Below are 25,974 nucleotides of genomic sequence, written 5' to 3'. Positions count from 1 at the left end.
GGCTGTTTAAAGTGATTAAAAAGCCTTGCCGCGCACATTAGCGCAGCAAGGCTGATTTCAGAAGTTCCGGTAAAAATACAGTGAAATGGTGGAAGGAACGGTTACCAAACCTTTTGTTCAATTTTAAAAATATTGGCGCTAATTGCCGTCTTTCAAATGATTATCGAGGAATTTTAATAAGGCCGTGTAAAAGTCAATCCGGTTCTGCAAGCTTTGAAAGCCATGGCCCTCTTCCATTTTAATCATGTAAGGTGCGTCGATGCCTTTGGCCCGCAGCGCCACGACCATCTGGTTCGACTCGTTTTTGTTGACCCGCGGATCGTTAAAGCCTTGTGCGATAAAAACCGGTACTTTGATCTTATCTACATGCAGCACCGGAGAATATTCGTCCATCATCTGCTTGTCACGAATCGGATCTCCTACCTGGGCATACATTTCATTTTTGTCCCAGTAATCCGGAATGGTGTCGAGGAACGTAGTTAAGCTGGACGGCCCCATATAATCCACTCCCGCGGCATACAAATCCGGGGTAAAGGTGACACCTGCCAAAGCGGCATAACCGCCGTAAGAAGCGCCGTATATCGCGATTTTTTTCGGATCGGCAATGCCTTGATCGATCAGCCATTTCACTCCGTCGGTAATATCGTTTTGCATCGTATTGCCCCACTGCTTATTCCCTGCGTTCAAGAACTTTTTGCCATAGCCGGTGGAACCACGAAAATTCATCTGCAATACGGCGTAACCATGATACGCCAGCAGCTGCACTTCAGAATCGAAACCCCAGGAATCGCGCGCCCAAGGTCCGCCATGCGGCAAAACGACAACCGGCAGTTGTTTCGGATCGGCTCCTTTTGGAATCGTTAAATAACCATTAATGGTATAGCCATCACGAGACATATATTTAATCGGCTTCATAGGAGACATCTTGCTCGGATCAATCCAAGGTTTAACGTCGTCGATTTTCGTCAACTTGTCTTCCAACCGGTTGTAGAAATAATAAGTTCCCGGTGAAGTGTCGCTGACCGTACGCAGTCTGACCGTTTTTTCCGGCAGCGGATTGCCAAGGATAACAAACTGCTCGCCGTTTAATTTAGCCGAAATCGACTGGTTCAGCTTTTCGAATTCCTTGTCCAGAAAGTGATAATACCGTTTGTCCGTCTCATAGGTTGCAGCGATAATCGCTTCTTTTTTATACGAAAATACAAGCCCGGTTACATTGGCGTCCGGGTTTTCATAAATCGTCTCCACAAGCGATTTGGTATTCAGGCCAAAGGTCATGAGCGCCTGCTTGTCCCTGCCGATGTTCGTTAATACGTACACCTGACGGCCGTCTAACGAAAACATGATCGGATTAAACGCATCGCCGGGATCGACTTTAAGCACAGGCTTGAACTCATCGTTTTCCGTTTCGCGATAAAGGACCGTCTGATTAGTTCCATCCGTGGCTATGGCCAGCCGGACAATTCCGTAAATATCGGACAGCCATCTCGACACATTGCCCGGGTTCTGGGCGACCAGTTTTAAGGCTCCTGTCTTAACGTTTAATTGATACACATCGAAGAAACGTGAGTTTTCCTTATTGGACTGGATCAGAATATCGTTCTCATGGCCCGGCAAATACGAAATATCGTCCATAAATTGGGCCCGTTTCCCTTCAAACGGCGTCAAGTCTTTACTATCCGTGCCATCGGCGTTGACCGCATGGAATTGGTAATTTTCCGTACCGTACAAGTCAGTCATGTAGACGAGACGCTCGTCGTTGAACCAGAAAAAACCTTCGATACTGCGCTTATCTACGCTTGTAATACGGATTCCCGATTCCTCTCCTACCTTTTTCACATATAGCTGCGGATGATTGTCGCTGATTTGCAAATACGCAGTACGTTTGCCATTAGGTGAAACCTCAGAGCCAAGCCGGTCGGATCCGCGCAGAAAATCTTTGAGCGGGATTCCATTACCGTCCTGATCATCTTTGGTTGTCGCCCTAGTCAGAAACAATACGAGCTGAGCCCGCGTCACTTTATTTTTGGGCATATATTCTGCTTGCTCGGTAATGAAATTTTGCTTCAGTTTGACCACATCGTCAAAATGACTTGCACCGATCGATGCTTCGTCTTTGAACCAAACATTCAGGTCGCTGCCCTTGAGCTGAAAAGCACGGACAAGCAAACTTGCCATTTGTTCGCGGGTCAGAGGCGCATCAGGCGAAAATAATCCGCCATCTCCTTGCACGACTTCTTTTTCCTTAAGCGCATTTACCGCTACTGCGTAAGGACTGCTCTCCGGCACATCGGTAAATCCTTTTAAGGATGCGGGAACAGGAAGTTTTAAAGCTCGGCTCAGCCAAAGTGCGGCAACACCACGGGTGACATCCTCATCAGGATGAAACAGCCCGTCAGCGTCTCCTTCGATAATACCCGACCGCGACAAATCAGCGATCTGCTTGGCGGCGTAATGACCGGCCGGAACGTCGCGGTATCCGGATGCCGTTGAAACCGCTTCCGCGTTTGCCGAAGCAGCTCCGGCGAATGTCCAACTTATAAATAGTAAAAAAAGGAAAAACGTTAGACAATGACGATTCATGTTGAACACCCTCACAATATGTAATTTTTTGAAGCAATGCCTATTATATCACATAAAAATGGATTGTAATGGTAATTATTCTTGAACCTTGGTTATTGAATCTCAATTATTTTTTCCTTGAGCGAGGTTTATGGTATATTCAATGATAGGAATGTCTTCGAAAGATCAGGGGGTTATGTTGTTGAACGAGAAACAAGCTGCCGTTTGGCAGAAAAAGAGGCAATTGGGCAAAATCAAATATGCCGTTTTTTACGGCTTAATGCCGTGGGGAATTATTTTGGCCATCGTGTTCTCATTGCTTGAATTTACGACACAAGGGGTTATAAACTGGAGATGGATCATCGCCAGATTGATCGTATTCGGATTTATCGGTTTCTTCTTGGCCGGAATCAGATGGAACACCTCGGAGCAAAAATTCAAGCTGCATCAAAGCGGTGCCAAATAAAGCGGATATAAACGAGACATCGGACCGTAAAAGGTCTGGATGGCTCGTTTTTTATTGAGCCGGAAAAGTCTACAAAGCATCTGCCAAATGGTTGAGAATTTCTTCACGCACCGAACCGAAATTCAGTATTTCTTCCTTATACCCCTCGCGAGCCGCCCAAAAAGCTTGCTCTTCGCTGCTGGTCACAGGATCCCCCGGCATATCCATATAAGCCCCATGGACGTTGTTGTCAAGCATCTGAACTTCGTAATTGGAGCCTGCTTCCGTAACAGCCACCATATCGAAGTCGTTGTCTTCCGACGCCCTGAACAAAACGGTAAGTTTATCTGATGAACCCGCGGCCTCGACTTCCACGGCCGCGCACATCTCCCCATCATGTTCTGTAATCCGTAAAAAGCGTGCATTTTGGATAAGCATCACAGCACCTCCTACATTAAAGTTCCCCCATAACGCTGGAAACTATGCCAGCCCGGCCGGCATCCGTTGAAAACAAAAAGGCCTGCAATCACGAAGGATCACAGGCCATTCAAGGAATATATATTTAAAAAGGGGGTCGACTTTTATTATAGGCAAGCAATATTAAAACAGGATGAAAAACAAATTACAGTTATGTTACAAATGTCGTATGCCATGTTACAAATTGGTTTTTCGCTTCTTCATAATAAACAACGCGAAAAACAGGATGATTTCAATGTTCGCAAATGCAATCCAATAACCGAAAATACCAAAAAGCCGCTGTACCCCTGTATATAGGCCGTCCCACCAAAAGCAGCCCGCCGCCGTAATGACGGCATTAACCGCAAACGAAACCCAGAACGCCCAGGCCATCTTGTCCAATTTAACCATCAATACTAAAGCCAATACGGAGCTAACGATAAAAGCGGCACCGATAAACAGCCAATAGATCATTTCGTTCGACAACTTATTCACTCTCCTGCAGCACTTCATCATATGATATAATGTAACAGTATACCGCTTGCCGGTGCAATTGACAAAACTGTGAAGGGGTGCCGATATGGCTCAATCTCATGCAAAACGCCAACGTCTGAAACAGGTCCGCGAAGGCAAACTTTCTCCCGAAACGAACCGCGGCAGCTGGGGCGGCATCATTCCCGTGGAACGAACTACGCCAACCCGCGCCGAACGGCTGAACCGCGAGCAGCATAAGCACAAAAAGAAATGGAACCACGCTGATTGGAAAAGCGATGGTTCTATTTCTTTTTTCCATAAAAATCACTTCAATCCACAGGCAAAACATGATATTATTTTAGTAAGTAAACAAAATTTAGTATAGCGCCAGGTGATTACCATGAACTATGCGGAAACGAATTTAATTAAACTTTCCAGATCCGGCGACCGCAACGCTTTTGCCGAGCTTGTGGAGCTTTACCAGGAGAAAATTCAAAAGCTTGCCTATAAAATGCTCAATAACCGTTTGGACACGGAAGATATTGTGCAGGAAACGTTTATCCGCGTCTACTTAAACCTCAATCGGTTTGACGAATCGCAAAACTTTTCCACTTGGATTTACCGGATCGGCAAAAATTTGTGCATCGACCTGCTGCGCAAAAAGAAAAAAAACGTCTACTCGCTGGATGCCGAATTTTCCGAAGATGAGGACGCCAACTACTATGCGCGTTTGCATAGCGACGAAACTACCCCTGAGCATCGGCTGATCGAGAAAGAAACCAAATCGCAGATGATGAAAGTAATCAGCAAGCTGTCGGAGAAATACAGAACCGTTGTGCTGCTTTACTACATTCAAGGATTGTCGCTATTGGAAATCAGCGAAAAGCTGAATTTGCCGGTAACAACGGTCAAGTCGCGGTTAAACCGCGGCAGAGAGCACCTGCGCAAAAAAATGGGCCATGGCTTTATTATCGGCCTCATGGTGTTTTTCTGCAATTTTATTACGATCGCATAAGCTGCACGAATATATAACCAAAAGGCAGTCAAGACTGTAAAGTCGTGACTGCCTTTTTTTCATTCAATGATTGACGACAATAATGCGCCGGCCATTGGTTCCGGCAGCGGCTGCTCGGTGAGTAATTGGACAATGCCGCGGTCGGCGCCGTTTTTTTGCAAATAAGACAACAGCAGCGCGGCTTTCTCTTCCCTGTTCATCAAGCTATATGCGGCATACCACACCTCCGGGCTGCCAATCTGCAGCCCTTGCCATGTCCGGCACGCGATGCTCGGCAGCGATACGACGCCGCGTTCCGTAGCGATCGCAAAACGGCCAATCAACTCCACCTGGGGCTCATCCTTAAATACGAGCAGCTTGTATGCGCTGTGAAACGGGTGATCTCCGCTTTGGATCTCGGTTACGGCCAACGGCTGCAATGCGTCAAGAACCTCCTGTTTGGGAGCCTCACATAACATGTCCCAGTCTCTTACCCGATCGGTAAGCCCCAGACTGTACAACAAACCGCTTCCGCCCAGTGAATAACGGATCCTGTGCCGCTCAAGCAGCATCGCTACAGCCAGCGCATGCTGGATATTCGGATTATTCACGATGTCCCCCCGGATAGCGGCTATGAGTCTAAACAAGCCGCCGTACTATAGCTTTATCATAGCTAACGCCCGGAAAAACTGCAATCCGGTCACGTATGAGATGTGCAAAATTCCTCCAAAACAGATATGACCAGCTGATGATCTTCCGCCTGCGGAAGTCCTGACACCGTGACAGTACCTACGACACCGACGTCTTTAATCATGATCGGAAACGCTCCGCCTACGGCAGCGTATTCGTTAGGGTCCAGATTGGCCCACTCCCGCATCGTCGTTTCCTTCGATTTTAGCAAAATACCGATATAATAAGAACTGTGACCGAAATGCTGCACGGTCTTGTTTTTTCGTCGGATCCACTGATCGTTGTTCGGCGTTTTTCCTTCCATTGCGCAATGAAATAACTGATGGCCGTTCCTCTGAATATCCACCGTCACACACTTGTTCTGCTCGGCCGCTTTCTCTACAATCCGGCAGCCGATCCGGTATGCCGTTTCATTCGTAAACCGGGTAAACTGAAGTTCGGTTTCCTGCTGCAGCAATTCGTCCAACAATCGGCTTAAACTTTCCATTAAGTTCACAACCCTTCAGTCATCGTCTTAGCCGATAATCGGATCATCGGCCCGTAGTTTACGCCTGGTCCGGAGTATGCTCCCTCAGCCAAACGCGCAGCGGCACATCGGCATCCGTCGGCGTATAGTAGCCGTTGCAATTGACCCCGTCTCCCAGCAGCTGGCGGCGAATCGGGCTGCTTTGCTCCAGCAAAGTAGAAACCGTCATATCGTCCTTCGTCCGCAGCCAGCGATAGCCGTAGCCGTAGAACAGCACTTTGCGGGTAATATCCGACCAGTTCGGACTTGCCGTATGCCACAACCGACGATCGAAAAACACGGCGGTGCCCGGCTTCACGCAAATCGGGATCGCTCCCTCCAATTGGCCGCGGCCGCCTTCCGGAAACGGCATCGTATCATTCAGATGGCTGTTCGGCACGATATAGAAATTGCCGCGGTCCGGTTCGGAAATATCCGATAGGAAATAAGCGACCTTCAAAGACAAGCGCGGACGGGGATGTGTTTCGATATCCCGGTTGACGTGACCGCTGTCCTGATGCCAGGCGAATGTTTTGTCATTTTTGGGCTGGCCAGAAGGCGGCGTAACAATCATATGACAATGATACAAGTATATGTTCGAGCCTAAAATCCCCCACACCTTGGGCAAAATTTTCTCATAGTCGACCAGATCCAGAAATAACTTGTGATCAGGAATGAAATTCGGATGAAACATCGCAGTCTTCGGATCGTGGCCCTCCCGGACACTTTTCTCTAAGATCCGGTCCGTTTCCGCTGTAAGAGCAGCAACGTGCTCCTCGGATAAGGCGTTTTCCACAATCAAATAACCGGTTTCTTCGAAGGTGCGGCGTTCCTCTTCTGTAAGCTGATACTGCAAACAAGATTTGTCCATGTTAATAGCCTCCTATGCGGCTGTCTGACGGAGAGGCAAAGTGCCCGGCAGCCTCGATTTTTTAATATATTTAATAACTTAATGAAATTCCTTGCAGGCGTCGGCAAAAGCTGTAAAAATGATTAAGGCGGAAGCTGCCCCAGGATCGATATGGCCTTTTGAACGATCGCCCAAACGGCCCGAACGGCCCTTATTTGATACCATATCTCGAGTCGATTCCATACCCTTCCGGCCCGCTTCTACAGCCCGATCGAGGGCGGCCGGCCACTGTTCTCCATTCCGCAGCGAATGTTCCAGCGCAGCCGCAATCGGCACCCATGTATCCATCATCGTTTTATCTCCGACCTCCGCCTTGCCCATCTGCTGCATCCCGGCTACCGCGGCCGACCAAAACTTGACGATTTCCTCTTCGGTAAGTGTTGTCTTTCCTTTCAATATCTGACTGCCTCGCAAAAATGCCGTACCATACAGAGGACCGACAGAGGCACCGACCGCATTTAAAAACGCTTTGGCCACCGACTGGCAGATGGTTCCGAGATCGTTTTCATTTTCGAGTTCCTGCAGCTTATCCTTAATGGCCGTCCAGCCTATCGCCATCGAGACGCCGTGGTCACCGTCGCCGATCACACGGTCCAAATCGGACAAATAATCCTTTTCTTCCTCTACTCTCTGGCCAATTTTCAGCAAAATTTGTTTCCACTCGTGCGGTTGTACGACCAAACCGGCTCGCTCCTTTCATTTAAACCTGCGTAAACGCAGGGCAATCGGCAGGATGGTCGATCAGTGACGCAAGCTCGTCATCCAGCTTCATGACGGTGATCGAGCATCCCCCCATCTCCATCGAGGTCACATATTCCCCTACATACGATCTGTGAATCTTCACGCCTAGGCCGGCAAAAAACTCAGCCGTTTTCCGGAAAACAATATACAGTTCCATTAAAGTCGTGGAACCTAAGCCGTTGACCAGCACGGCAACCCGTTCCCCTCCCGCCAGCTTCAAGTCGCTTACGATGCTTTCCAATAAACGAACCGTTACTTCGTCGGCCGTCTCCAGCTTCCCCCTTTCCATTCCAGGCTCGCCATGAATCCCCAGGCCGATTTCCATCTCGTCGTCCGCCAGTTCGAATGCCTGTTTGCGGGTTTGCGGCAGCGTGCACGGACTTAATGCTACACCCATGGTTCGTGTGTTGGCATTTGCTTTGGTGCATACTTTAACCACATCATCGAGGCTGTAGCCTTGCTCGGCCGAAGCGCCAGCCACTTTAAACAGCAGCACGAATCCCGCGATTCCTCTCCTTTTATCCGTTTGCTCGGCCGGGGCGGATGCAACGTCATCCGTTACTCTGACGGTAGCTGTACGAATATCTTCCAACGATGCAAGTTCTGCGCTCATATCGAAATTCATGCAGTCGCCGGCATAATTTCCGTATATGTACAAAACGCCCTCCCCTTGGTCCACCGCCTTCGTTACTTCGACGATCGGTTCGGGAGATGGTGATGCGAAGATATTCCCTACGGCAACACCGTCAGCAAAACCTTTCCCTACATACCCCATAAAACCGGGCTCATGTCCGGCGCCGCCGCCGATCACTATACCGACCTTCCCCTTTTGCAATTCGGTTCTCACGAGGGCGCGTTTGCTGCCTGCCAGCCGTCTGATATATTGCGGGCAGGCAGCAGCGTACCCATCCACCATGTCATCAACAACGCGATCCGGGTGATTAATCAGCTTTTTCATGGAATATCCTGCCCCCTGCTCGTTTTATACAGCAAATACCATTCCTCGCGGGTCATCAGCTCCGACTGGCGGGCCGCATCGCCGCAAGCAGCTATCCGTTCGGGATTCACCGTACCGATGACCGGTTGAACCATCGCCGGATGCTTCATCAGCCAACCAAGCACGATCGACTCGGGAGTTGTTTCTTTCTCATTCGCCATGTTCCGGACCAACTCTGCAGTCAACTGCTCGGCCTCCGTCATCTGCTCCATGACCCGGCCGGTAAATCGTCCCTGTGCTAATGAGCCCCACGCCTGGAGTTGGATATTTTCCGTTCTGCAATGTTCCAATGTGCCCTCTGGAAAACGAATGACCTTATCGACCTTGCGGTTCATCAGAATTCCATGATCCACCCAATCCAGTCTGCCTAGGCTCATATCCAGCTGGTTGACAATCAGCGGCACGGGCAGTGCGCTTTGAATGTACTTGATCTGATCCGAGCCTACATTGGAAACGCCGAAGTGGCTTACCTTGCCTGCTGACAGCAGCTTATCGAACGCCTCGGCGATTTCCTCCGGCTCCATCAACGGGTCCGGCCTGTGCAGCAGCAATATATCAAGCCGCTCCACTCCGAGTCTTTTCAAGCTGCGATCAACGGCATTGAGTATATGTTCTCTGGAAAAATCGTACCTTTTCGTCGTTCCCGGCTCCATGCGATAGCCGCATTTGGACTGGATAACGATTTGATCCCTGAGCTGGGGCCTTCTTTTCAGCACTTCCCCGAAAACAGCCTCCGCTTGCCCGTGCGCGTAAATATCCGCATGGTCAAACATCGTAATGCCTATGGAGAGAGCTGCATCAACGGCTCTTTCCGTCTTCAAAATCTCTTCCTCGGTGATCGGGTTCGCCTGCATACCGCCGCAAAATTTCATGCAGCCGAACAATAAACGGCTGCTGGTGATACCTCGCCGCTCCAAGGCAATTTTCTTCATATGACTGTTCCTCCCCAAAATGCTTGAAACCGGATCATTCCGCTCCCGCTCTAAATGAGTGTTCAAAAAAAGGAGGATCGGAATTTAGGTATTTTGTACAACCTCTTTAAGCCCGAGCGTCGTTAGACGGTCCTTTGCCCTCCAGCGCGCGTGCTTCCTCAAGCTCCTCGTCCCAAGTGAGGGAGCGGTATTCTGCAGCTTTCTCGGACGTTGCGATCCAGTTCAGGAAGTCGTTCCAAACCGGCATAGCCCAAGAACCGTCAATGTCCGCCGTCGTATACACACCCTCATCCAAGCGCTGAAAACCGAATAAATCACGCGCTTGGGACTTCTCCGCAAGAACGACAGCCAGCTCGGCCAAATGCGGCGGAATGAAGATAACACCCGCAGGTGTGGCCAATACGACATCGCCCGGCAGGCAAACTGCCCGGCCGATTCGGCACGGAACGTTCATCCCAAGCATCGTCACTTCCCGAATCGGCGTCGGGTCGATGCCCCTGTGGTAAATGTTAATATTTTCGATTTTGGCAATCTGCTGCGTATCGCGGACACCACCCCAAATAACCGCCCCGCCTCGCTTCGTTCTTGCGGCGATTGCCGTCGACAGGTTTCCTCCCACAAAGGTGCCTTTATAAATTTTATCGAACAGGTCGACGACGACCACATCGTCTTCGACCAGACTGTCAATCACCCATTGATTAAAAAAGCCTTTTCTGTTTTCCTGTTCGTTGCCGTACTGCAGCAATGTGTCATGCAGCTCGGGACGCACCGGTACAAAAACCGCCGTCACCGCTCTGCCGACAATCACTTTTCCGGGGTGCGTAGACTCAAAATCTCCCTGGAATTGATAGTCGTAGCCCCGATGCCAAAGCGGGCTCCAAGCCTCCTCCAATGTAATGCGCCGCATTCTGCGCAGTATATCGTCCGGCACTTTGGGGCGCCCGTTCTGAAAGCGTTCGCCCGTCCATAATGGGGTTAACTGGATAATATCTTCGGCGTTGTCAAATTTCATGAGAGGTCCTTCCTTCTGTCGATAAATTTTTTTTTAGAATTTTCATAATATTCAGTTATATGAAAACGCATATGAACAGATTCCATGTGCCGCGTTCACTTAACTCCACTGCCGGTCGTTGGACCAGTAATTGTTCCATGAGTCCGTCGGCTCCCAAAGTCCGGGAATTTCCGGATGAAGATGCTGGGCGATCGCTTCGTCGTTCAGCTCTTCGATGCCAAGGCCCGGCGCATCGGGTACGGCGATGAAGCCGTTTTGCAGCAGCGGCTTCGGCAGCTTGCTGATGATAAGGTCATCCCACCACGGCACATCATTCGAGTGGAATTCCAAGGCAAGGAAGTTTTCCACCGCCGCCGCCGCATGAACGGCCGCCAGACATGCAATCGGACTTTCTGCCATGTGGATGGCCATCGCGACACCATATTCCTGCGCCATGTCCCCCAATTTCTTGGTTTCCAGAATGCCTCCGGCCGTCAGCATATCAGGATGTACGACGGAAATGCCGCCGGATTCAAGCAATGGTCTGAAATTTTCCTTTAAATAAATGTCTTCCCCGGTACATATAGGCGTCGTTACCGACTGAGCCAATCTTACATATTGCTGGGTGTACTGCCACGGAATCATGTCTTCCATCCATGCCAGGTTGAATTTTTCAATCCGTCTGCCAAGCTTGATGCAGTCCTCCACGCCGATATGTCCAAAATGATCGATCGCTAGCGGAACCTCGTAGCCAATCACATTCCGAACCTCGGCGACGTACTGCTCCAACATGTCGAGACCTTGCTCGGTGACATGAACTCCCGTGAAAGGATGCGCGATATTGGTGAGATCGAAGTGCTTGCTGCGCAGCTCCCGGGACATCGGGACATTAAACCGGTTGCGCCACTGCGCTGAAAGGTCCCTTACCTCCTGGACGAATCCGGCGGGGCCGCTTAATGTGCCCGGCTCATGCGCAATCTGATTGATGCCTAGGTCCATTTTCAGAAAAGTATATCCTTGCTCCATTCGCTTTTTTAAAGCTTCACCCATCGCCGTGCCCGTATCTTTGCCGTCCACATCGGTATCGCAGTACATGCGAATTTTATCGCGGAATTTGCCGCCCAGCATTTGGTAGATAGGGATGCCATAAGCTTTGCCGGCGATATCCCACAAAGCGATCTCCAGGCCGCTGACCCCGCCCCCTTGGCGGCCGTGACTGCCGAACTGCTTGATCCGCCGGAACAATTTGTCAATGTTGCAAGGATTTTCGCCAAGCAGGCGGCTCTTCAGCATCAGGGCGTACAATTTTTCGGCATTGTCGCGTACCTCGCCGAAACCGACGATTCCTTGATTTGTGTATACTTTAATCAAGCTGCAGTGCGTCGGTATGCCCACAATATCGGCAAAGCGGATATCGGTGATGCGCAGCTCGGAAGGCCGCGAATTCGTGTTAACATGGGCCAGCACGCTCTCAAATGTTTCTTTTGTTCCCTGCTTGTTCATGAACCTTGCTCCTTCTTCTGATTGTGGAATTAACCTTTTACCGCGCCGTTTGTCAAACCTTTAATAAACTGCTTCTGCATAATGACGAACACGGTGATAATCGGAATCATCAGCATCACCATTGCGGCAAAAAACAGCGGCCAATTCACCGAAATTTCGCCTTTCAGGCGCTGCAGGCCCAACGTGATCGGAAAAAGCTTTTTATCCTGCAGCAGAATGAGCGGCAGAAAAAAGCTGTTCCATACATACAGCCCGGTAAGAATGATGACGGTAGCGATAATCGGCCTCGATACGGGTAGAATGATGCGCCAAAACGTGCCGATTTCAGAGCAGCCGTCAAGCAGCGCCGCCTCTTTGAGCTCCTTCGGGATCGTTTTAAAAAAACCGAAAAAGATAAATATCGCCAATGACAAATTGAAGGCAATAAACACAAGAATGAGTCCGAAATGCGTATTGATGATGCCGAGCTGTTTCATAAATACAAACAACGTAATGATTTTCGCCTGCAGCGGAATCATGATTCCGAGCAGAAAATAACTGAACAGCTGCTTGCTGCCCTTGAAGTTCCAGTTCAGCGCATAAGCGGTCATCGATCCGAACAGGACGATAAAGATGACGCTGACGGACGTCAGCAGAATACTGTTGCCGAAGTAAGTGGAAAAGCTGGCGGTTTCCCAGGCCATCGTATAGTTGCTGAAGGTCCAATGCTGCGGCCACCCGAACGGATTGCTCATGAACTCGGGACTCGTTTTCATGGAGGATACGAGAATGAGCGCGATCGGGTATAAAATAAGCAGACTGGTCGCCGCTAAAACAATGTAAATCAGCACATGTTCGATGCGTTTAACGGCTTTCATCCTAGTAGTCCACCTCCCGCTTCTTCAAATACCGCAGCTGGCCCAAGGAAATGACGGCAATGAGAATGAACAAAATAAGCGACATGGCGATGCCGTAACCAAATCGGTTCATCTCGAAGGCAACCTTGTAAATGGCCGTTCCGATCACTTGCGATGAATCGAACGGCCCGCCCCCCGTCAAAATATAGACCAGATCGAATTCCTTTAAGGAATTGATGGTCGATAAAATCATGTTGATCGTTAACGCGGGCGCAATTAACGGAAACGTGATATGGACGAATTGTTTCCATCGTCCGGCCCCGTCGATTTGCGCTGATTCGTACAGATCGCTCGGGATCGTCTGCAGGCCGGCCAAATAAATGACCATTGCATATCCCATGTTCTGCCATATGGAAACAAAAATGACCGAAGGCAGCGAAGTTGACGTATTGCCAAGCAGGTCCAGCTTGGCGATCGTATCCAGACCCAGCGCCTGGAAAAAGATTTGCCACGACCCGAACACCGGATTAAAAATCGTGACCCACGTGTAGGCCACTACAATCGAACTCAAAATGGCCGGAATAAAATAGACGCTTCGGAAAAACCCGGTCATTTTCATTTTTTTATCAAGCATGATTGCGAAAAACAAGGCGAGCGCATTTTTGATTAGGACGACAAAAACCGCAAATAGGAACGAGTTTTTCAACACTTTGTAAAACAGCGGATCCTGGAAAATCTCCTTAAAGTTGTCAAGTCCGATGATTTTGTAATGGGGCGAAAGCCCGTCCCAGTCCGTCAGCGAATAATAAAGACCGCTTATACTTGGATACATTACAAACAATGTATAAATCAATGTCGACGGAACCAGAAATACGAGCAGATTTACCACTCTTCTTGCTTTCATAACAGATGCTCTCACTCCGATCCAATACAATGCTCACGAGGAGGCAATCCCCGTGAGCATCATCGCTGTTGTCTTTAGCTAACGGTTTAGTTATTTGACTATTTCTTTATCCGTTACCGCTTGGATTTCCTTGGCCAATTCGGGAATAGGTGTGCCGACCTTACCGATGATTTTTTGCAAAGCCGTAGCCAGAGCAGGTTTTGTTTGGGTCGTGACTGCGGCATGCATCAAGTCGGACGTTTTCATGTCGAGCAGAGGATTCAGGCTGGCGGCGATCGGATGAAAATCCAGCTTGATGCCTTTCACCGAGCTGATTAGCGCCGTTTCCGTCGACATCAGCTGCGCGTTTTCCGTTTTTGAAATAAACTCCATAAACTTCAATGCTGCCTCTTTATTTTTACTGCCGTTATATAAAGCAAGCGTATTGCCAGGAGAGAACGGAATTCTTAATTCTTGACCTTTATCGTTCCCCGGTGGAGCAAAAGCGCCAACCTCGAAGCCAGGTGTATTTAAGGCGAGAAATTCAATAACGCCGACCTGCTGTGAAATCATCGCCGCTTTTCCTTGGTAGAAAGCCTGGTATGCCTGATCTCGCCCGATCCCGAGCGCACCGTCCAGTAAATATCCCTTGTCTACGAGCAGCTTGAACTTTTCGAACGCCGCAATCGCATCCGGGTCCGTCCATTTGGCTTTACCTTCGCCAACCTTCTGCACCCAGGTCGGATCTTTGCTGAGCAGTCCTGCGAACGGCAAGCCGCTCAAATGATTGTTTTCTCCCTGATCTTTTGCTCCTACAACGATGGGCGGAACGCCTTTGGCTTTCAACGCTTCGCATACTGCCAAAAAATCTTCCCAGTTTTTCGGCTCATTCAAATTGTTTTCCTTGAAGATCGACTTATTGTACCAGGTAACATAAAAATTAAGCGATAACGACAAAGCGTACAGCTTGCCATCAACCTTGGAGCTGTCAATGACTGCCGGGTTGTAATTATCAAGATAAGGCAAGCTGCTGAGATCGACCAGTTGTCCTGTCTTGGCAAGCTGCAAATAATCCGGCCGAAGCGGAGTAATCAGGTCGACTCCGTCACCCCCTGCCGCAAGCCTTGTCTTGATGACCTCGGAAACTTTGCCGCCGCCAATCGTTTCCCAATTGACCTCAATATTCGGATTTTCCTTGTAAAACTTCTCCAGCATTTTTTTCGGTTCAAGACCTTGTGTGATCACACTAATTTTTGTTTTCTTGGCAGGCGACCCTGAGGCAGCGGCATCCTGCTGAGCTGCCGGCTTTGAACCGGCCTCGCCTCCGCTGCCGCAAGCGGCCAAACCGAAGGTGAGCATCGAGCTCATCAATACGAGCAAAGCTTTTTTAGCCATATCTTTTCTATGTTCCTTTCAGTATATATTGTAAGCGTTTGCGCTTGATTATTATTGTAAGAGAGCCGGCATACGAAAAAAAGGAGACTCCGATGACTTAATGGTCATCTATTTTGACCGTTTTGAACCCTGCTGTATTTTTTAACAGAAAAAAAGCGTTTTCAAGTCCTTTTTTTTGACATACAGGTTCATTATTTTGTCGTTAGCTCACGAAACTCGGTTGGCGTATAACCGACCGTTTCCTTGAAAAGCTTCAAAAAATACTTGCTGTTCCGATACCCGACCCGTTCGGCAATGTCATAAACCGGCAGCTTCGTCTGCAGCAAATAAGCTTTCGCCCGGTTGATACGTATTGAGGTTACGTAATCGGTAAAGGTGTATCCCGTTTCCTTTTGAAACAAGCGGCTAAAATAGGCGGAACTGATGTGAACGCGGTCGCTGATCAATTCCAGCGTGATTTCATCCATATAATGGGCCTCAATAAACTCAACGGCCTCTCTGATCGAAACATGCAGCGCTGACAAATGATCCTGCTTTCGCAAATGTTCAGCAAGCTCCCACTTTAGTTTTCTATACAAATCCGGCCATTGCGCCAATCGAATCGCCTCTTCGCTGTAAACCGCAGGGCAGCCCGGACTACGTTTCTCGGCGAATTCTTTCACTCCATGTTTTCCGGCAATGATCCAATATTCCTCATAAGGAAACATAACAATATCGCCTTCGGCTTGTTCCGCAGCGATTACGGACTCGTCACCGCTCAGTAAAGCCGCTTGGAACGGCTCCTTCCAAATCGATAGCTGCTCGCCGAGCAGCTCCAGATAATCGCGATCTGCTCCCTGCTCAAGCAGCTGCGTTAGCAGACCGGCAGCGACTGTCGCTTTCCGGCTTATCATTTGCTGTGCTAGCGAACGGTCGTATAACATCTGCTCATGCCGGTTAAGCCAATCCCGCTTGGCTCTATTCAGGCTGTCCAGCAGCTCTTCCCCGGAAACCGTCGCTTTGTGCACGTAATCGCTTACATGCAGCTTGAGCGCATTACGCACATAATCGAAGTCGTCGTAGCTGCTTAAGACAATCACTTCGCAAGGCAGCCGGCAGCCGCGAATTCGCTCAATCAGCTCAAAACCGTTCAGGGCAGGCATGCGAATATCGGTCAGTACGATATCCACCGCATGATGCTGAAGCAGTTCCCATGCTTCTTCGCCGTTAGAAGCCTCACCAACGACTGTAAAACCGTTCGCTTCCCAATGGATCAGCGTTTTAATAAATCTGCGGACCAGTGTTTCGTCTTCAACCAATAGCACTTTCATGTTCGAAATCCTTCCCGTCTTTTTTAATTGGCCATTGTATCGTTATCCTCGTTCCGTTTCCGGGGGCACTGTCTATGACCATATCGGCTTTGTCGCCAAACTGCAGTTTTAGCCGCTCATATACATTTCGCAGCCCTATTTTGTGCAAATGATCGTTTTCTTCGGATTCGTACCCCGGCATCAGCAGCTTCAAGGCGGCTGCTTCTTCCATCCCGACTCCGTTATCTTCTATGACAGCCATATTGCATCCTTGGGAAGTATAAAGGGCAACCCTAATCCTGCCCCTGCGTTGAAGCGGTCCAATACCGTGAAATATCGCATTTTCCACGATCGGCTGCAGCAGAAAAGGAAAAACCATGTTCTCCTCCATGCCGGATTCCACATTCTGAGAGAAATCAAAATTTTCGTTGCGTAATTGCAGCAGCTTAACATATTCCCCTAACAGTTCAAGCTCATGCTTCAGTTTAATTTCCTTTCGCTTATTTTTGGCGCTGAATTTCAACAAATGCACCAGCGAGGATATCAGCTCCCCAAGCTTCAGATTCCCATCTGTTACCGCCTGAATGCGAAGCGCCATCAGCGTGTTGTATAAAAAATGGGGGTTAATCCTAGCCTGCAGCGCATCCATCTCGAGCTGTGCCTTCTGTTGTTCGCGGCTGCGAATTTCGTCCAGAAGACTCCTCATTCTGGTCATCATCAGGTTAAACCTCTGCGTCAGCTCGCCTACCTCGTCATGGTGAATCGGGACGAGGTCCCCTTGAAACTGGCCTTGTTCGATTTCCTGCATTTTTCGTTTCAGCAGCAAAAGCGGCTTGACAATGCCTGACGCAAGGAGATGCGCAAGCACAACCGCGAGAATCGATAGTACAACGGTAATTGCGATGATATAATTCCGTATATTTTTGGATTCTGCAAACAACTCTTCCTTGTATACCAATTGTATGGAGGTCCAGCCGGTTACCGGGGATACGGAGCTCGTTTGCAGCCAATCGTTGTCGCTTAGATGCGCTTCCGCGCCGGCCGTCGACATAATCAATTGACCGTTTTCATTTTTTATAACGGTTGGCCTTGCGGTTTCGGCAATGCCTAATATGGATTCAAGAGCGTTAACTTTAATATTGATGGCAAGCACTCCCATGGGCTCGAGTGTATCCAGATTTCGAACCAGCCGTGCGAAAGTGATGACGGATTCTTCGGACCTCGATTTGAAAAAAGAAAACTCGTTTTCCGTCCGTTTCCCGCTTAGCAGCCATCTTCCATTGCGCATTGCCGCTTCACGGTACCAATACTCTTGGGTCGGACTGTAATCCAGACTTATCGTCCAGCTTGGATGATAATAATCGATAATGCCATTGAAGCCGTAAACGGCGATTCCCGACAAGCCGGGTACAAGTTTGTGAATACCCGAGAGAAAACTTTTCACCTCGGCTTCTTCGGCAATCTGCTTTGGCGTCCAGAGTATGGACGGAACGAATTTTTGCTGCAAACGGTTTTGAATAACCGGCGATTCCACGATGTTCATCGAGACAACGTCGAGATTCGTAAAATATTGATCGAATTGGCGATTTGTAATTTCCGAGAGATGATGAAACTGTTGACCGGCCTGCTTTTCTAGAATGGAAGCGCTTTTCAAATAATTAAAAGCGGCGATGAGCAGCATCGGAACCATTATAAGTGCGATGAAAGCCGCGAGAATCTTTGTCCTGATCGACCTTAATTTATACCATAACACTTAAATTCTCCTTCCGTGATCGGGTATTAGCAGTAGATATTTCTTCATATTATCTAACGATTGACAAATCTGCAATCAAATCGCCTTATTCTCCAGACAAGGTTCATTTACACAGCGATGCGTAACGTGCTAAAATGTTCAAAGATTCAAAGATTGCTGTAAGAAAAACGGGAGGCAGAGCTCATGACAGGGGTATGGATTGTAGCCGCTATCGTCATCATCGCCGTCGTATGGTCAACGATTTGGGTAACAAATAAAGCTTATTCGAGGCGTTGGGAAAAAGACGAGGACTAATATGAAATTATTTGCCGTTTCATAATAAAACCCCTCCGGACCGCATTTTACGGTCTTGAAGGGGTTTTTGCGTGTTTAGCCGGTAGATGGACGGTTCGGTTCATGTTTATCTTTGTGATAGGTCGGCATCGTATTCGATAAATTTTCCGCCGCCTCTTTGGAATGAGCGCGCTCGGATTGAAGCTGCTGCTCCATCGATTTGTGTTTCCCTTTAGCCATCAGCAGTACGCCTCCTTGGTCAGCCAAAGATGTGGTCAAGCGTACATAGTATGCTCCGAATGCCGGCGCCTATACACACCATCTGTATTGTATTCGTGTGGCAATCGGAGCATACTGAAACAATCAGAGCTTGACGAATTGATATGCATTAAAGTATACTAACTTACATAAAGTTAGTATATAAAGCGAGGTGCTGATTATGATGCCATCATTATTTTTAGCTCACGGTTCACCAATGCTGGCCGTCGAAGATACGCCGTATACGGAGTTTCTGGGCAAGTTGGCAAGCCAGCTAGCGCCAAAAGCCATTGTGATTTTCACCGCCCACTGGGAAAGCGAAACGCTCACCATTTCCTCTTCGGACGATATTTACGACACGATCTACGATTTCGGCGGATTTCCCGACGAGCTGTATGCGATCAAATACAATGCGCGTGGTTCTTCCATCGTTGCTTCGATGGTTGCCCAGCGGCTTCAGGCTAATGGCATTCAAGTAAAAACCGACACGGTCCGCGGGCTTGACCACGGTTCCTGGACGCTGCTTCACCGGATGTACCCGGAAGCCAACATTCCCGTCGTACAAATATCGGTTCATCCGTACTTGCCTGCAGAGCAGCAGTACAAGATCGGCGAAGCGTTGCGGGGCCTTGGATCGGAAGACATTCTGGTGATCGGCAGCGGAGTGACCGTGCATAATTTGCGAATGATACGCTGGGGGCAAACGACACCGGAGCCATGGGCCGTCCAGTTCGATGACTGGCTGCTGGAGAAATTGGCCGCCAACGACCTGGAATCCCTTTTTCAATACGAAAAGCTGGCTCCCAACGCCAGAGCTGCCGTACCCAGACCCGAGCATTTTGTCCCGTTTTTCATCGCACTCGGCAGCGGTGATCCGCAGCATCATGCCAAGGTGCTGCACCGCCATTACGATCTCGGCACGTTAAGTTATCTTTGTTTAGAATTTTAAAGTTATAAGCATGAAAAAAAGCTTCCCGCGCCATTATAAGCGTGAGAAGCTTTTGCTTTATATCCAAATTAGTTGGCGATAAATTCCTGAACCCACTCGCCGTTATAATAAGCAACACCGATTTTGGTATAATTCGGGCTTAAAATATTTTGACGGTGGCCTGCGCTGTTCATCCACGAATTCATCACTTCTTGCGGCGATTGCTGCCCTTTGGCAATGTTTTCGCCGGCGTAGGTGTACGAAATTCCGTATGATCTCATCATATCAAAGGGAGAACCGTAAGTTGGCGATGTATGATCAAAATAGTTATTGGTATACATGTCCTTTGCTTTATCAAGCGCCATTGAAGACAATGCGCTGTCGCTGGCTAACGACTTAAGTCCGGATTTGGCGCGCTCTTGGTTAACTAACGCTACCACCTGGCTGGCAAATGCGGATGTGCTTGTCACCGAACCAGAAGTTGAGCCGGAGTTAGCCGATCCCGAGTTTGCGGAGCCGGAACCGGAGTTAACCGAACCGGGGTTAGTCGAACCGGAGCCTGTGCCTACGGAGCCGGAACCGGAGGTCGAGCCATTGCCGGAGCCTGGAGTTTGGGATCCGGTAGTTGGCACGCCTTGCTGCGAGCCGCCGCTGAACCAGTAACCCGAGCCAAAGCTCCATCCGGGAATATTTAATACGATTCCAGGCCAAATGTTATTCGCATTTGTCACCTGAGGGTTCATTTGCAGTAACGAAGTCAAATCCACGCCATATTTCTGGGAAATCTTCCACATCGTATCGTTGCTTGTTACCGTATAAGGGGCGGCTGAAGCCGCTGTCGCTCCGATCAATGTGCTGATAGCTAATGCACCGGTAAGAACTGATTTTTTAAAACGAAACATTTGGTTTCCTCTCCTTATGACGGCCTGCGAGGTTAGCTGACGGATTCGGGTCAAAGAGCAATCACCCGGCCACAACGACGTGGCTTCACCCCAATGGAAGGGTTCCCCCGCGCTTTTTTTTGCAAAAAGCTTCGGCCTTTTTAGTTTGACTCACAAGCGGCTGTCAACGGGAGATATGCAGCCGCTCATGAGTGTATCCCATTGTATCACTCGGAGAAGAAGGATTCATTGCTTAATATTTTCCATCTGCCTTGCATTTACTCCTTGTCTTTTTTCCAGGGAGGATCTCCATTGCGGTGCAGCGCTTCATTTGTTTTGCTGACTCCCCAGGGAATGAGCACACTTAAAATCGCATTAATCATGACCGATTTGGACAAAAGTTTCCTAGCGATCTCTTCCCACATACCGCACACCTGCCCTTAATTTGTTGATGAGTTCACTTTATTTATGGCTCGGGTATCCGTGATTTTGATTTTCGCATGAACCTCAACCCGGCAATCGGCGAAACGGTGTTCCCCGCTGTCCCAATTGTTTTTTATTTTTTGCCATACGGCATAATGCTCCTCGTTCAAGTAATCCCCCAAACCGATCACATCCGTTTTAAAATCGTGCTGCATTTTCGAGACAAGCTGCATGACCTTTTTTTCGAGCTCAGCCGCCGCCTTAAGTTCAATCTCGGGAACGGCCTGCGAATGGATAAAATCCAGTGTGTCCGAGCTTTCCGCGATGTTGCCTGCGGCATCGATCTTGACGTTAAACACAATATGTCCGATATCCGTGGCGTCGGCTTGAATGCTTGTTTTTGCATATTTAAGCTCCAAAACTACGGTGACGCCATCCATCACTTGCTCCAACACGCTTTCTTTAAATCGATTCGTGAGCAAATTCAGAGCGACCGTTTCGTCTCCATTCAAATAACCAAGCATTTTGCGGGTCTTTCCTTGAAAAACGGCTGCGCCGTTCAGTTTAGCCTCACGATTCTCGACGGTCAGCAGCGGCAATACAAAACTTCGGGCTGTTAAATACCAGTTATGCAGCTCTCCAATCACGGTAGGTTTTAACATCCGGGCGTTCTTCAAATAGTTTCTAGATGTGCTTTCAATGTAGTCGACGGGCAAATGCTCCGCTTTTTCGTTAACCTCCATGACCTCTCTGGCATTTCCTTTGGCGACCAGGACTCTTGTGGCACGCCGTATCTCCATATTGCGCAGATAAAAATCCAGCGCTTCCGGCATGGCCGCGCTTTGCGCCAGTCTGTCGGAGAAAATGATCATTTTGGCATGCTCCATATACGGCGGCCGACTAAACCGTTCCGACATTATTCTGTCGATCTGCGTAATCGTTGTGCCTTTGGAGGTGAGGTTAATAAAGGCTTTACCCGGCCCGCCCTTACCATCTTCTCCGCCATTGCCCTGCAATTGTCCCGGGATAACGAACTGATAGGTGGCGATAAAATTCCTTGTTCGTGCTTGGTTTGAACCATCATTCCCTTGGGAACCGGAGGCGCTTGCCTCCTCCATATCGATGACGGCGCCGGTAACAAAACCGCGGCTTTCGATTTCGACCCGGTCCCAGCATCCGGTCGTCACGATAGCAAAGCAGCAAAACATACCCCATTTCAATTTTTTAACCATGCTGTTTCCCGCCCCTCATCTTAAACAAGACTAACAGCATAGCTGGAACCACCATTCCCATCAGGATACCGGCGTAACTGACCCACTTTCCAAACGTATTCATTTGCTGCTGATCTTGCGGGGACATGGCGATTAGGTAACATACCGGGGTTGCACAATAAAGCAGCGTCAGCTTGCGCACCTTGCCCATCATCGCTTGCAATGCCATAATGACAACGCAAAGTCCCATCGCCGCCGTGCTGAACAAGGTCATGACCCAGATGATAAAAAACAACGATTCGAACCGTTCCAGAAATCCTCCCGGCACTTCCGCTTGTTTGGCCAGCTCCATCGTCGGAAATAACACATTGCTTGTCGACTCGACTCCGAAGGAGCCGATAACAAAAGTAAATATAAGCATGTAAAGAAGCACGGGGACCAACAGCCCGATCATCGCCGCTTTTGCAATTTGATGAGGTTTATTGGAAAATGCCCCGTAAAATAGCAAAATCTCAAAACCCAAAAAAGAAAAGGTCGTCTCTTTCGCGCCGGCGGCTATATTTTTCCAACCTGTCAAATAAAACGGCTTTATATTTTTCAACTCGAAAAATCCATGATTCAGAAGCAGCAGCAAGATGACAATAATCACGATAAGCGGAAAAAAGATCAGATTGACACGCAGCAGCGCCGTGCTGGAGCCGGCCACCGCATAAACGATAACAAGCAGAAATACGAGGCAAACGACCTCGTCGGGAGTTCGATTCAACAAATAAAGCTTGGATATCGTAGTCACTCCCCTGATTTCGTAGCTTGCAAAAAACAAGCTGTAACATGCAAACAGCACGGTCAGCACGTATGCCGCCGGTTTATTGATGATCACAGCCGACAATTGGAACAAGTTCTGATTGGGAAAATGACTGACCAGCTTGGCCGTTATCCACGTGAACAGCAGGGCCACCATGCCACCGGCAAAAATAGCAAGCAACCCGGTTGCGTAAGTATGAGTTTGCTCCGCAATCGATCTGGGCAATGTCAGAACGCCAAACCCAATGACCATATTGGCTACGCCAAACATCATTTCGCCCGAGCCTACCTCGCGATCGCCGTATTCAAACGCCTTCACGTTCCATTTCCCTCCTTGTTCATACGGGTTTCATTGTTAGTTTCCATGATGATCGGTCGTTTTTTCAGCATCGCGATAGGGGCTCGGATCAGCATATCTTTCCAATCATCTTTAAAGCTGACCGACAACGGTGCGGTATACGGAATACCCAAACTTTTTAAGTTGGCCAGATGCACACAAATCATAATAAAATACAGGACCATGCCAAACAAACCAAACACTCCCGAAGCAAGCATCATCCCAAAACGCAATATGCGAAAAGTAATGCCCGCACTGTAGGAAGGTATCGTAAACGAAGCAATCGCCGTCAATGAAACAACGATGACCATCGTTGGGCTGACAATTCCCGCTTTGACTGCGGCTTCGCCGATAACAAGCCCGCCGACGACACCAATCGTTTGGCCGACCGGTTTCGGCAGACGAAGGCCCGCTTCGCGCAGCAGTTCGATGGTCGCCTCCATCAAGAACGCTTCCACCGCAGCGGGAAAAGGCAGTCCTTCTCTTGCCGCGGCAATGGAAAAAGCTAATTTGGACGGCAGCATCCCTTGATGAAATGAAACCAAAGCGATATACAGCGACGGTGTAAATAAAGAAACGGCCGCCGCCACATATCTCAGTAATCGGGTGAGCGATCCGATAAGCCAACGTTCGTAGTAGTCTTCCGGCGATTGAAACAAAGAGACAAACGTAAGCGGCGCGATCAAAACAAAGGGAGTTCCGTCCAGCAGTATCGCCAGCCTGCCCTGCAGCAAGGAAGAAAACACCTTATCCGGCCTTTCCGTATGCAATATTTGCGGAAAAGGGGATAAAAAGCTGTCTTCGATCCACTGCTCGATTTCGCCCGACTCTTGCGGATCATCCATATCCAGCGATTGTAGCCGGCGCTTGGCTTCAGCCACGAGCTGCGGGTGGATAATTCCTTCCACATAAGCGATAACCAGCTGCCTTCTTGATCTTCTTCCGACGGTTAACGAATGGAAACGAAGATGGGGGTCGCGCAAATTTTTGCGGATCAGCGACAGATTGGTGCGCAAGCTTTCGGCAAACCCTTCTCTTGGCCCGCGTACAAGCGTTTCCGTTTCAGGTTCCTCGATGCCTCTGCTGGCCCAGCCCGAAGTGCCGACGATCAGCGCTTCTCTTGCTCCATCGATCAATATCGCCGTATCCCCGGAAAGGATAGCAGCAATGATATCTTCCAGATGGACCTTTTTATTCAACTCGTGAGTGGACAAAACTTCACGTTCCAATTTGCCCGCAAGGGCTTCGGCATCGGCCGGAAGCTGCACATCGGCGGCCGACAAACGGAGCTGCAAGTTTTCCATAATTTGCACATTCACGAGATCCTTATTGACCAGTCCGTCAATGCATACGACAACACACTCCCGGCCGCTGTCTCCGATGGTAAACGAGCGGATAATAAGGTCGCTGGGGTTGCCCAAGGTGGCTTGAATCCATGTTACGGTATCGGCTAAATTGCCGGATATGCGCGTCAGCGGCTCATCCGGACTGCTCGGTGCGGACCGCTCGTGCGGCAGCTTCTTTTTTCTCATCAGCCAATTAAGCAGCATGCTCCTCTCCCCTTTCCTGCGCCTTCGTCTTCCTGTTTAATACGACCACATGCAATCTTCAGGCCGTTTCTCCGGCAAAAAGCCTAAAAAGGTAATATCCTGCAGTTGGTGCAATTCGGAGGAATCCAAATATTGGATCCTGCAGCATAAGCAGGGTTCAATCCATTGTGTCCCATGATTGCTAAATGTATGCAAACGCACAGCCGTCTTCAGGAACGCAGCCGCCTCTTGCGGCTTGATTCCATCCTTTACAACGCCTACCGGCTTGTTTGCAACCGTCCTAAAATGCAGGCCGATCCGCAAGGCCAGAGGGTTGGTTGTATATCCCAGAATAACGGCGTCTATCGTTCGGGGATGAGTGATTCCGATCCAATCTTCGCTTCTCGCACCAGGAAGATAAGGCGAGTCCTTTCGTTTGGCGACTACGCCTTTTAAGCCCATCTGCCCGGTTAAATCAAATAGCGCTTTTCCTTGTCCTTGCACAAACATCGTTTGGGCAATGGTCTGAGAGGGAGCAATCAGCTCATTTAAGCGTTGTTTTCGCATCGTCAGCGGTTCTTCGAGCACCGGGCCATCCATATATAAGACATCCATCGCAACAAACGTTGCGGGATGCGTCATGCGGGCGCCGGCGATTTTGGCCGCTTGACTGATCCGCAGCCTGTACAAAGTATCGTCAAACGCCGGTTTGCCGTCACGTAAGACGATTCCTTCGCAGTCGACTATCGCTGATTCGGCGGTCATTTGCGCAGCCGCTTCCTTCAGCTCCGGGAATTTGAAGGTGACGATGCTCCCCGACCGGGTGTAGGCTTCAATCCGCCCACCCTTCTTATGCAGCAGCAGCCTGACGCCACCGTACATAGGCTCAAAGAGGAACTGCTCGTCGTCGAAAGCTTCCTTTCCTTTGCTGGCGGTCATAGGTTTTATTGCGGTAAACAACATGAAGTCCGCCT

General features: G+C 49.2%; 27 protein-coding genes and 1 riboswitch. Of the genes, 4 read left to right on the top strand and 23 right to left on the bottom strand.

Going from position 1 to position 25,974, the window contains the following annotated elements; all coding sequences use genetic code 11:
• Positions 1 to 138: 138 nt before the first annotated feature.
• On the bottom strand, positions 139 to 2,583 hold the full coding sequence (locus EYB31_RS03350) for a S9 family peptidase (RefSeq protein WP_131011854.1): 2,445 nt from the start codon (positions 2,581 to 2,583) through the stop codon (positions 139 to 141).
• 181 nt (positions 2,584 to 2,764) lie between these two features.
• Between EYB31_RS03350 and EYB31_RS03345 the strand changes: the two genes are divergently transcribed.
• A complete protein-coding gene (locus EYB31_RS03345; protein WP_131011853.1) occupies positions 2,765 to 3,028 on the top strand; it encodes a hypothetical protein in 264 nt (87 codons plus the stop codon).
• A gap of 69 nt (positions 3,029 to 3,097) precedes the next feature.
• Here EYB31_RS03345 and EYB31_RS03340 read toward each other — a convergent pair whose 3' ends face one another.
• Both EYB31_RS03340 and EYB31_RS03335 read right to left on the bottom strand, forming a co-directional pair.
• Positions 3,098 to 3,445 (bottom strand): hypothetical protein, encoded by a 348-nt coding sequence (locus EYB31_RS03340; RefSeq protein ID WP_131011852.1) that lies wholly within the window; start codon positions 3,443 to 3,445, stop codon positions 3,098 to 3,100.
• 216 nt (positions 3,446 to 3,661) lie between these two features.
• On the bottom strand, positions 3,662 to 3,949 hold the full coding sequence (locus tag EYB31_RS03335) for a hypothetical protein (protein WP_131011851.1): 288 nt from the start codon (positions 3,947 to 3,949) through the stop codon (positions 3,662 to 3,664).
• A 94-nt stretch (positions 3,950 to 4,043) separates the two neighbouring features.
• On the opposite strand from EYB31_RS03335, the gene EYB31_RS03330 reads away from it, so the two are divergent.
• Together EYB31_RS03330 and sigW are read left to right on the top strand one after the other, a co-directional pair.
• Positions 4,044 to 4,322, top strand: a complete 279-nt coding sequence (locus tag EYB31_RS03330) for a hypothetical protein (RefSeq protein WP_131011850.1) — start codon at positions 4,044 to 4,046, stop codon at positions 4,320 to 4,322.
• Positions 4,323 to 4,337: 15 nt separating this feature from the next.
• Positions 4,338 to 4,952 carry an RNA polymerase sigma factor SigW gene (gene sigW, locus EYB31_RS03325; RefSeq protein WP_131011849.1) on the top strand — a complete coding sequence of 205 codons (615 nt, stop codon included), beginning with the start codon at positions 4,338 to 4,340 and terminating at the stop codon, positions 4,950 to 4,952.
• Between the two features lie 59 nt (positions 4,953 to 5,011).
• On the opposite strand, the gene EYB31_RS03320 is transcribed toward sigW, so the two are convergent.
• From EYB31_RS03320 to EYB31_RS40060, 14 genes are all read right to left on the bottom strand, one after another.
• A complete protein-coding gene (locus tag EYB31_RS03320) occupies positions 5,012 to 5,542 on the bottom strand; it encodes a hypothetical protein (RefSeq protein WP_131011848.1) in 531 nt (176 codons plus the stop codon).
• A gap of 89 nt (positions 5,543 to 5,631) precedes the next feature.
• Positions 5,632 to 6,108, bottom strand: coding sequence for a heme-degrading domain-containing protein (locus tag EYB31_RS03315; RefSeq protein WP_131012106.1), 477 nt, complete (start codon positions 6,106 to 6,108; stop codon positions 5,632 to 5,634).
• A gap of 58 nt (positions 6,109 to 6,166) precedes the next feature.
• The gene (locus EYB31_RS03310) at positions 6,167 to 6,997 is read right to left on the bottom strand and encodes a phytanoyl-CoA dioxygenase family protein (RefSeq protein ID WP_131011847.1); all 831 of its coding nucleotides are present in this window, start codon (positions 6,995 to 6,997) and stop codon (positions 6,167 to 6,169) included.
• A 78-nt stretch (positions 6,998 to 7,075) separates the two neighbouring features.
• On the bottom strand, positions 7,076 to 7,717 hold the full coding sequence (gene dhaL / locus EYB31_RS03305) for a dihydroxyacetone kinase subunit DhaL (protein ID WP_131011846.1): 642 nt from the start codon (positions 7,715 to 7,717) through the stop codon (positions 7,076 to 7,078).
• Between the two features lie 19 nt (positions 7,718 to 7,736).
• On the bottom strand, positions 7,737 to 8,735 hold the full coding sequence (locus EYB31_RS03300; RefSeq protein ID WP_131011845.1) for a dihydroxyacetone kinase subunit DhaK: 999 nt from the start codon (positions 8,733 to 8,735) through the stop codon (positions 7,737 to 7,739).
• Complete coding sequence (locus EYB31_RS03295; RefSeq protein WP_131011844.1) at positions 8,732 to 9,706, bottom strand: aldo/keto reductase; 975 nt, start codon at positions 9,704 to 9,706, stop codon at positions 8,732 to 8,734. The genes EYB31_RS03300 and EYB31_RS03295 overlap by 4 nt, the downstream gene beginning before the upstream one ends.
• Before the next feature lie 106 nt (positions 9,707 to 9,812).
• Complete coding sequence (locus EYB31_RS03290; protein WP_131011843.1) at positions 9,813 to 10,718, bottom strand: RraA family protein; 906 nt, start codon at positions 10,716 to 10,718, stop codon at positions 9,813 to 9,815.
• Between the two features lie 99 nt (positions 10,719 to 10,817).
• The gene (locus tag EYB31_RS03285) at positions 10,818 to 12,200 is read right to left on the bottom strand and encodes a mandelate racemase/muconate lactonizing enzyme family protein (RefSeq protein WP_131011842.1); all 1,383 of its coding nucleotides are present in this window, start codon (positions 12,198 to 12,200) and stop codon (positions 10,818 to 10,820) included.
• A 29-nt stretch (positions 12,201 to 12,229) separates the two neighbouring features.
• Positions 12,230 to 13,057 carry a carbohydrate ABC transporter permease gene (locus tag EYB31_RS03280; RefSeq protein ID WP_131011841.1) on the bottom strand — a complete coding sequence of 276 codons (828 nt, stop codon included), beginning with the start codon at positions 13,055 to 13,057 and terminating at the stop codon, positions 12,230 to 12,232.
• A 1-nt stretch (position 13,058) separates the two neighbouring features.
• A complete protein-coding gene (locus tag EYB31_RS03275) occupies positions 13,059 to 13,940 on the bottom strand; it encodes a carbohydrate ABC transporter permease (RefSeq protein WP_131011840.1) in 882 nt (293 codons plus the stop codon).
• A 90-nt stretch (positions 13,941 to 14,030) separates the two neighbouring features.
• Complete coding sequence (locus tag EYB31_RS03270; protein WP_131011839.1) at positions 14,031 to 15,314, bottom strand: ABC transporter substrate-binding protein; 1,284 nt, start codon at positions 15,312 to 15,314, stop codon at positions 14,031 to 14,033.
• Positions 15,315 to 15,505: 191 nt separating this feature from the next.
• Positions 15,506 to 16,624 carry a response regulator transcription factor gene (locus EYB31_RS03265; RefSeq protein WP_131011838.1) on the bottom strand — a complete coding sequence of 373 codons (1,119 nt, stop codon included), beginning with the start codon at positions 16,622 to 16,624 and terminating at the stop codon, positions 15,506 to 15,508.
• Positions 16,605 to 18,356 (bottom strand): sensor histidine kinase, encoded by a 1,752-nt coding sequence (locus EYB31_RS03260; protein WP_131011837.1) that lies wholly within the window; start codon positions 18,354 to 18,356, stop codon positions 16,605 to 16,607. The genes EYB31_RS03265 and EYB31_RS03260 overlap by 20 nt, the downstream gene beginning before the upstream one ends.
• Before the next feature lie 369 nt (positions 18,357 to 18,725).
• On the bottom strand, positions 18,726 to 18,869 hold the full coding sequence (locus EYB31_RS40060) for a hypothetical protein (protein WP_165452184.1): 144 nt from the start codon (positions 18,867 to 18,869) through the stop codon (positions 18,726 to 18,728).
• Between the two features lie 199 nt (positions 18,870 to 19,068).
• Here EYB31_RS40060 and EYB31_RS03255 point away from each other — a divergent pair, with 199 nt between their 5' ends.
• A complete protein-coding gene (locus EYB31_RS03255; protein ID WP_131011836.1) occupies positions 19,069 to 19,836 on the top strand; it encodes a DODA-type extradiol aromatic ring-opening family dioxygenase in 768 nt (255 codons plus the stop codon).
• A gap of 68 nt (positions 19,837 to 19,904) precedes the next feature.
• Here the strand turns inward: EYB31_RS03255 and EYB31_RS03250 are convergent, their stop codons facing one another.
• The 6 genes from EYB31_RS03250 to EYB31_RS03230 form a co-directional block, all read right to left on the bottom strand.
• A complete protein-coding gene (locus tag EYB31_RS03250) occupies positions 19,905 to 20,717 on the bottom strand; it encodes a CAP domain-containing protein (RefSeq protein WP_131011835.1) in 813 nt (270 codons plus the stop codon).
• Between the two features lie 6 nt (positions 20,718 to 20,723).
• Positions 20,724 to 20,864, bottom strand: a riboswitch (cyclic di-AMP (ydaO/yuaA leader).
• A gap of 110 nt (positions 20,865 to 20,974) precedes the next feature.
• Entirely contained in the window at positions 20,975 to 21,121 is a 147-nt protein-coding gene (locus tag EYB31_RS40055) for a hypothetical protein (RefSeq protein WP_165452183.1), read from the bottom strand.
• A gap of 15 nt (positions 21,122 to 21,136) precedes the next feature.
• Positions 21,137 to 22,351 (bottom strand): Ger(x)C family spore germination protein, encoded by a 1,215-nt coding sequence (locus EYB31_RS03245; protein WP_131011834.1) that lies wholly within the window; start codon positions 22,349 to 22,351, stop codon positions 21,137 to 21,139.
• Entirely contained in the window at positions 22,344 to 23,453 is a 1,110-nt protein-coding gene (locus EYB31_RS03240) for a GerAB/ArcD/ProY family transporter (RefSeq protein ID WP_131011833.1), read from the bottom strand. Before EYB31_RS03240 ends, EYB31_RS03245 begins: the two co-directional genes overlap by 8 nt.
• A complete protein-coding gene (locus EYB31_RS03235; protein ID WP_131011832.1) occupies positions 23,450 to 25,021 on the bottom strand; it encodes a spore germination protein in 1,572 nt (523 codons plus the stop codon). The genes EYB31_RS03240 and EYB31_RS03235 overlap by 4 nt, the downstream gene beginning before the upstream one ends.
• 36 nt (positions 25,022 to 25,057) lie before the next feature.
• Positions 25,058 to 25,963, bottom strand: a complete 906-nt coding sequence (locus tag EYB31_RS03230; protein WP_131011831.1) for an ATP-dependent DNA ligase — start codon at positions 25,961 to 25,963, stop codon at positions 25,058 to 25,060.
• Positions 25,964 to 25,974: the final 11 nt, after the last annotated feature.

The sequence above is a fragment of the Paenibacillus thalictri genome, from assembly GCF_004307995.1.
Classification (GTDB): Bacteria; Bacillota; Bacilli; order Paenibacillales; family NBRC-103111; genus Paenibacillus_AF; species Paenibacillus_AF thalictri.
Note: the sequence above shows the minus strand (reverse complement) of the source record. Positions and strands in the feature narration are given on the sequence as shown.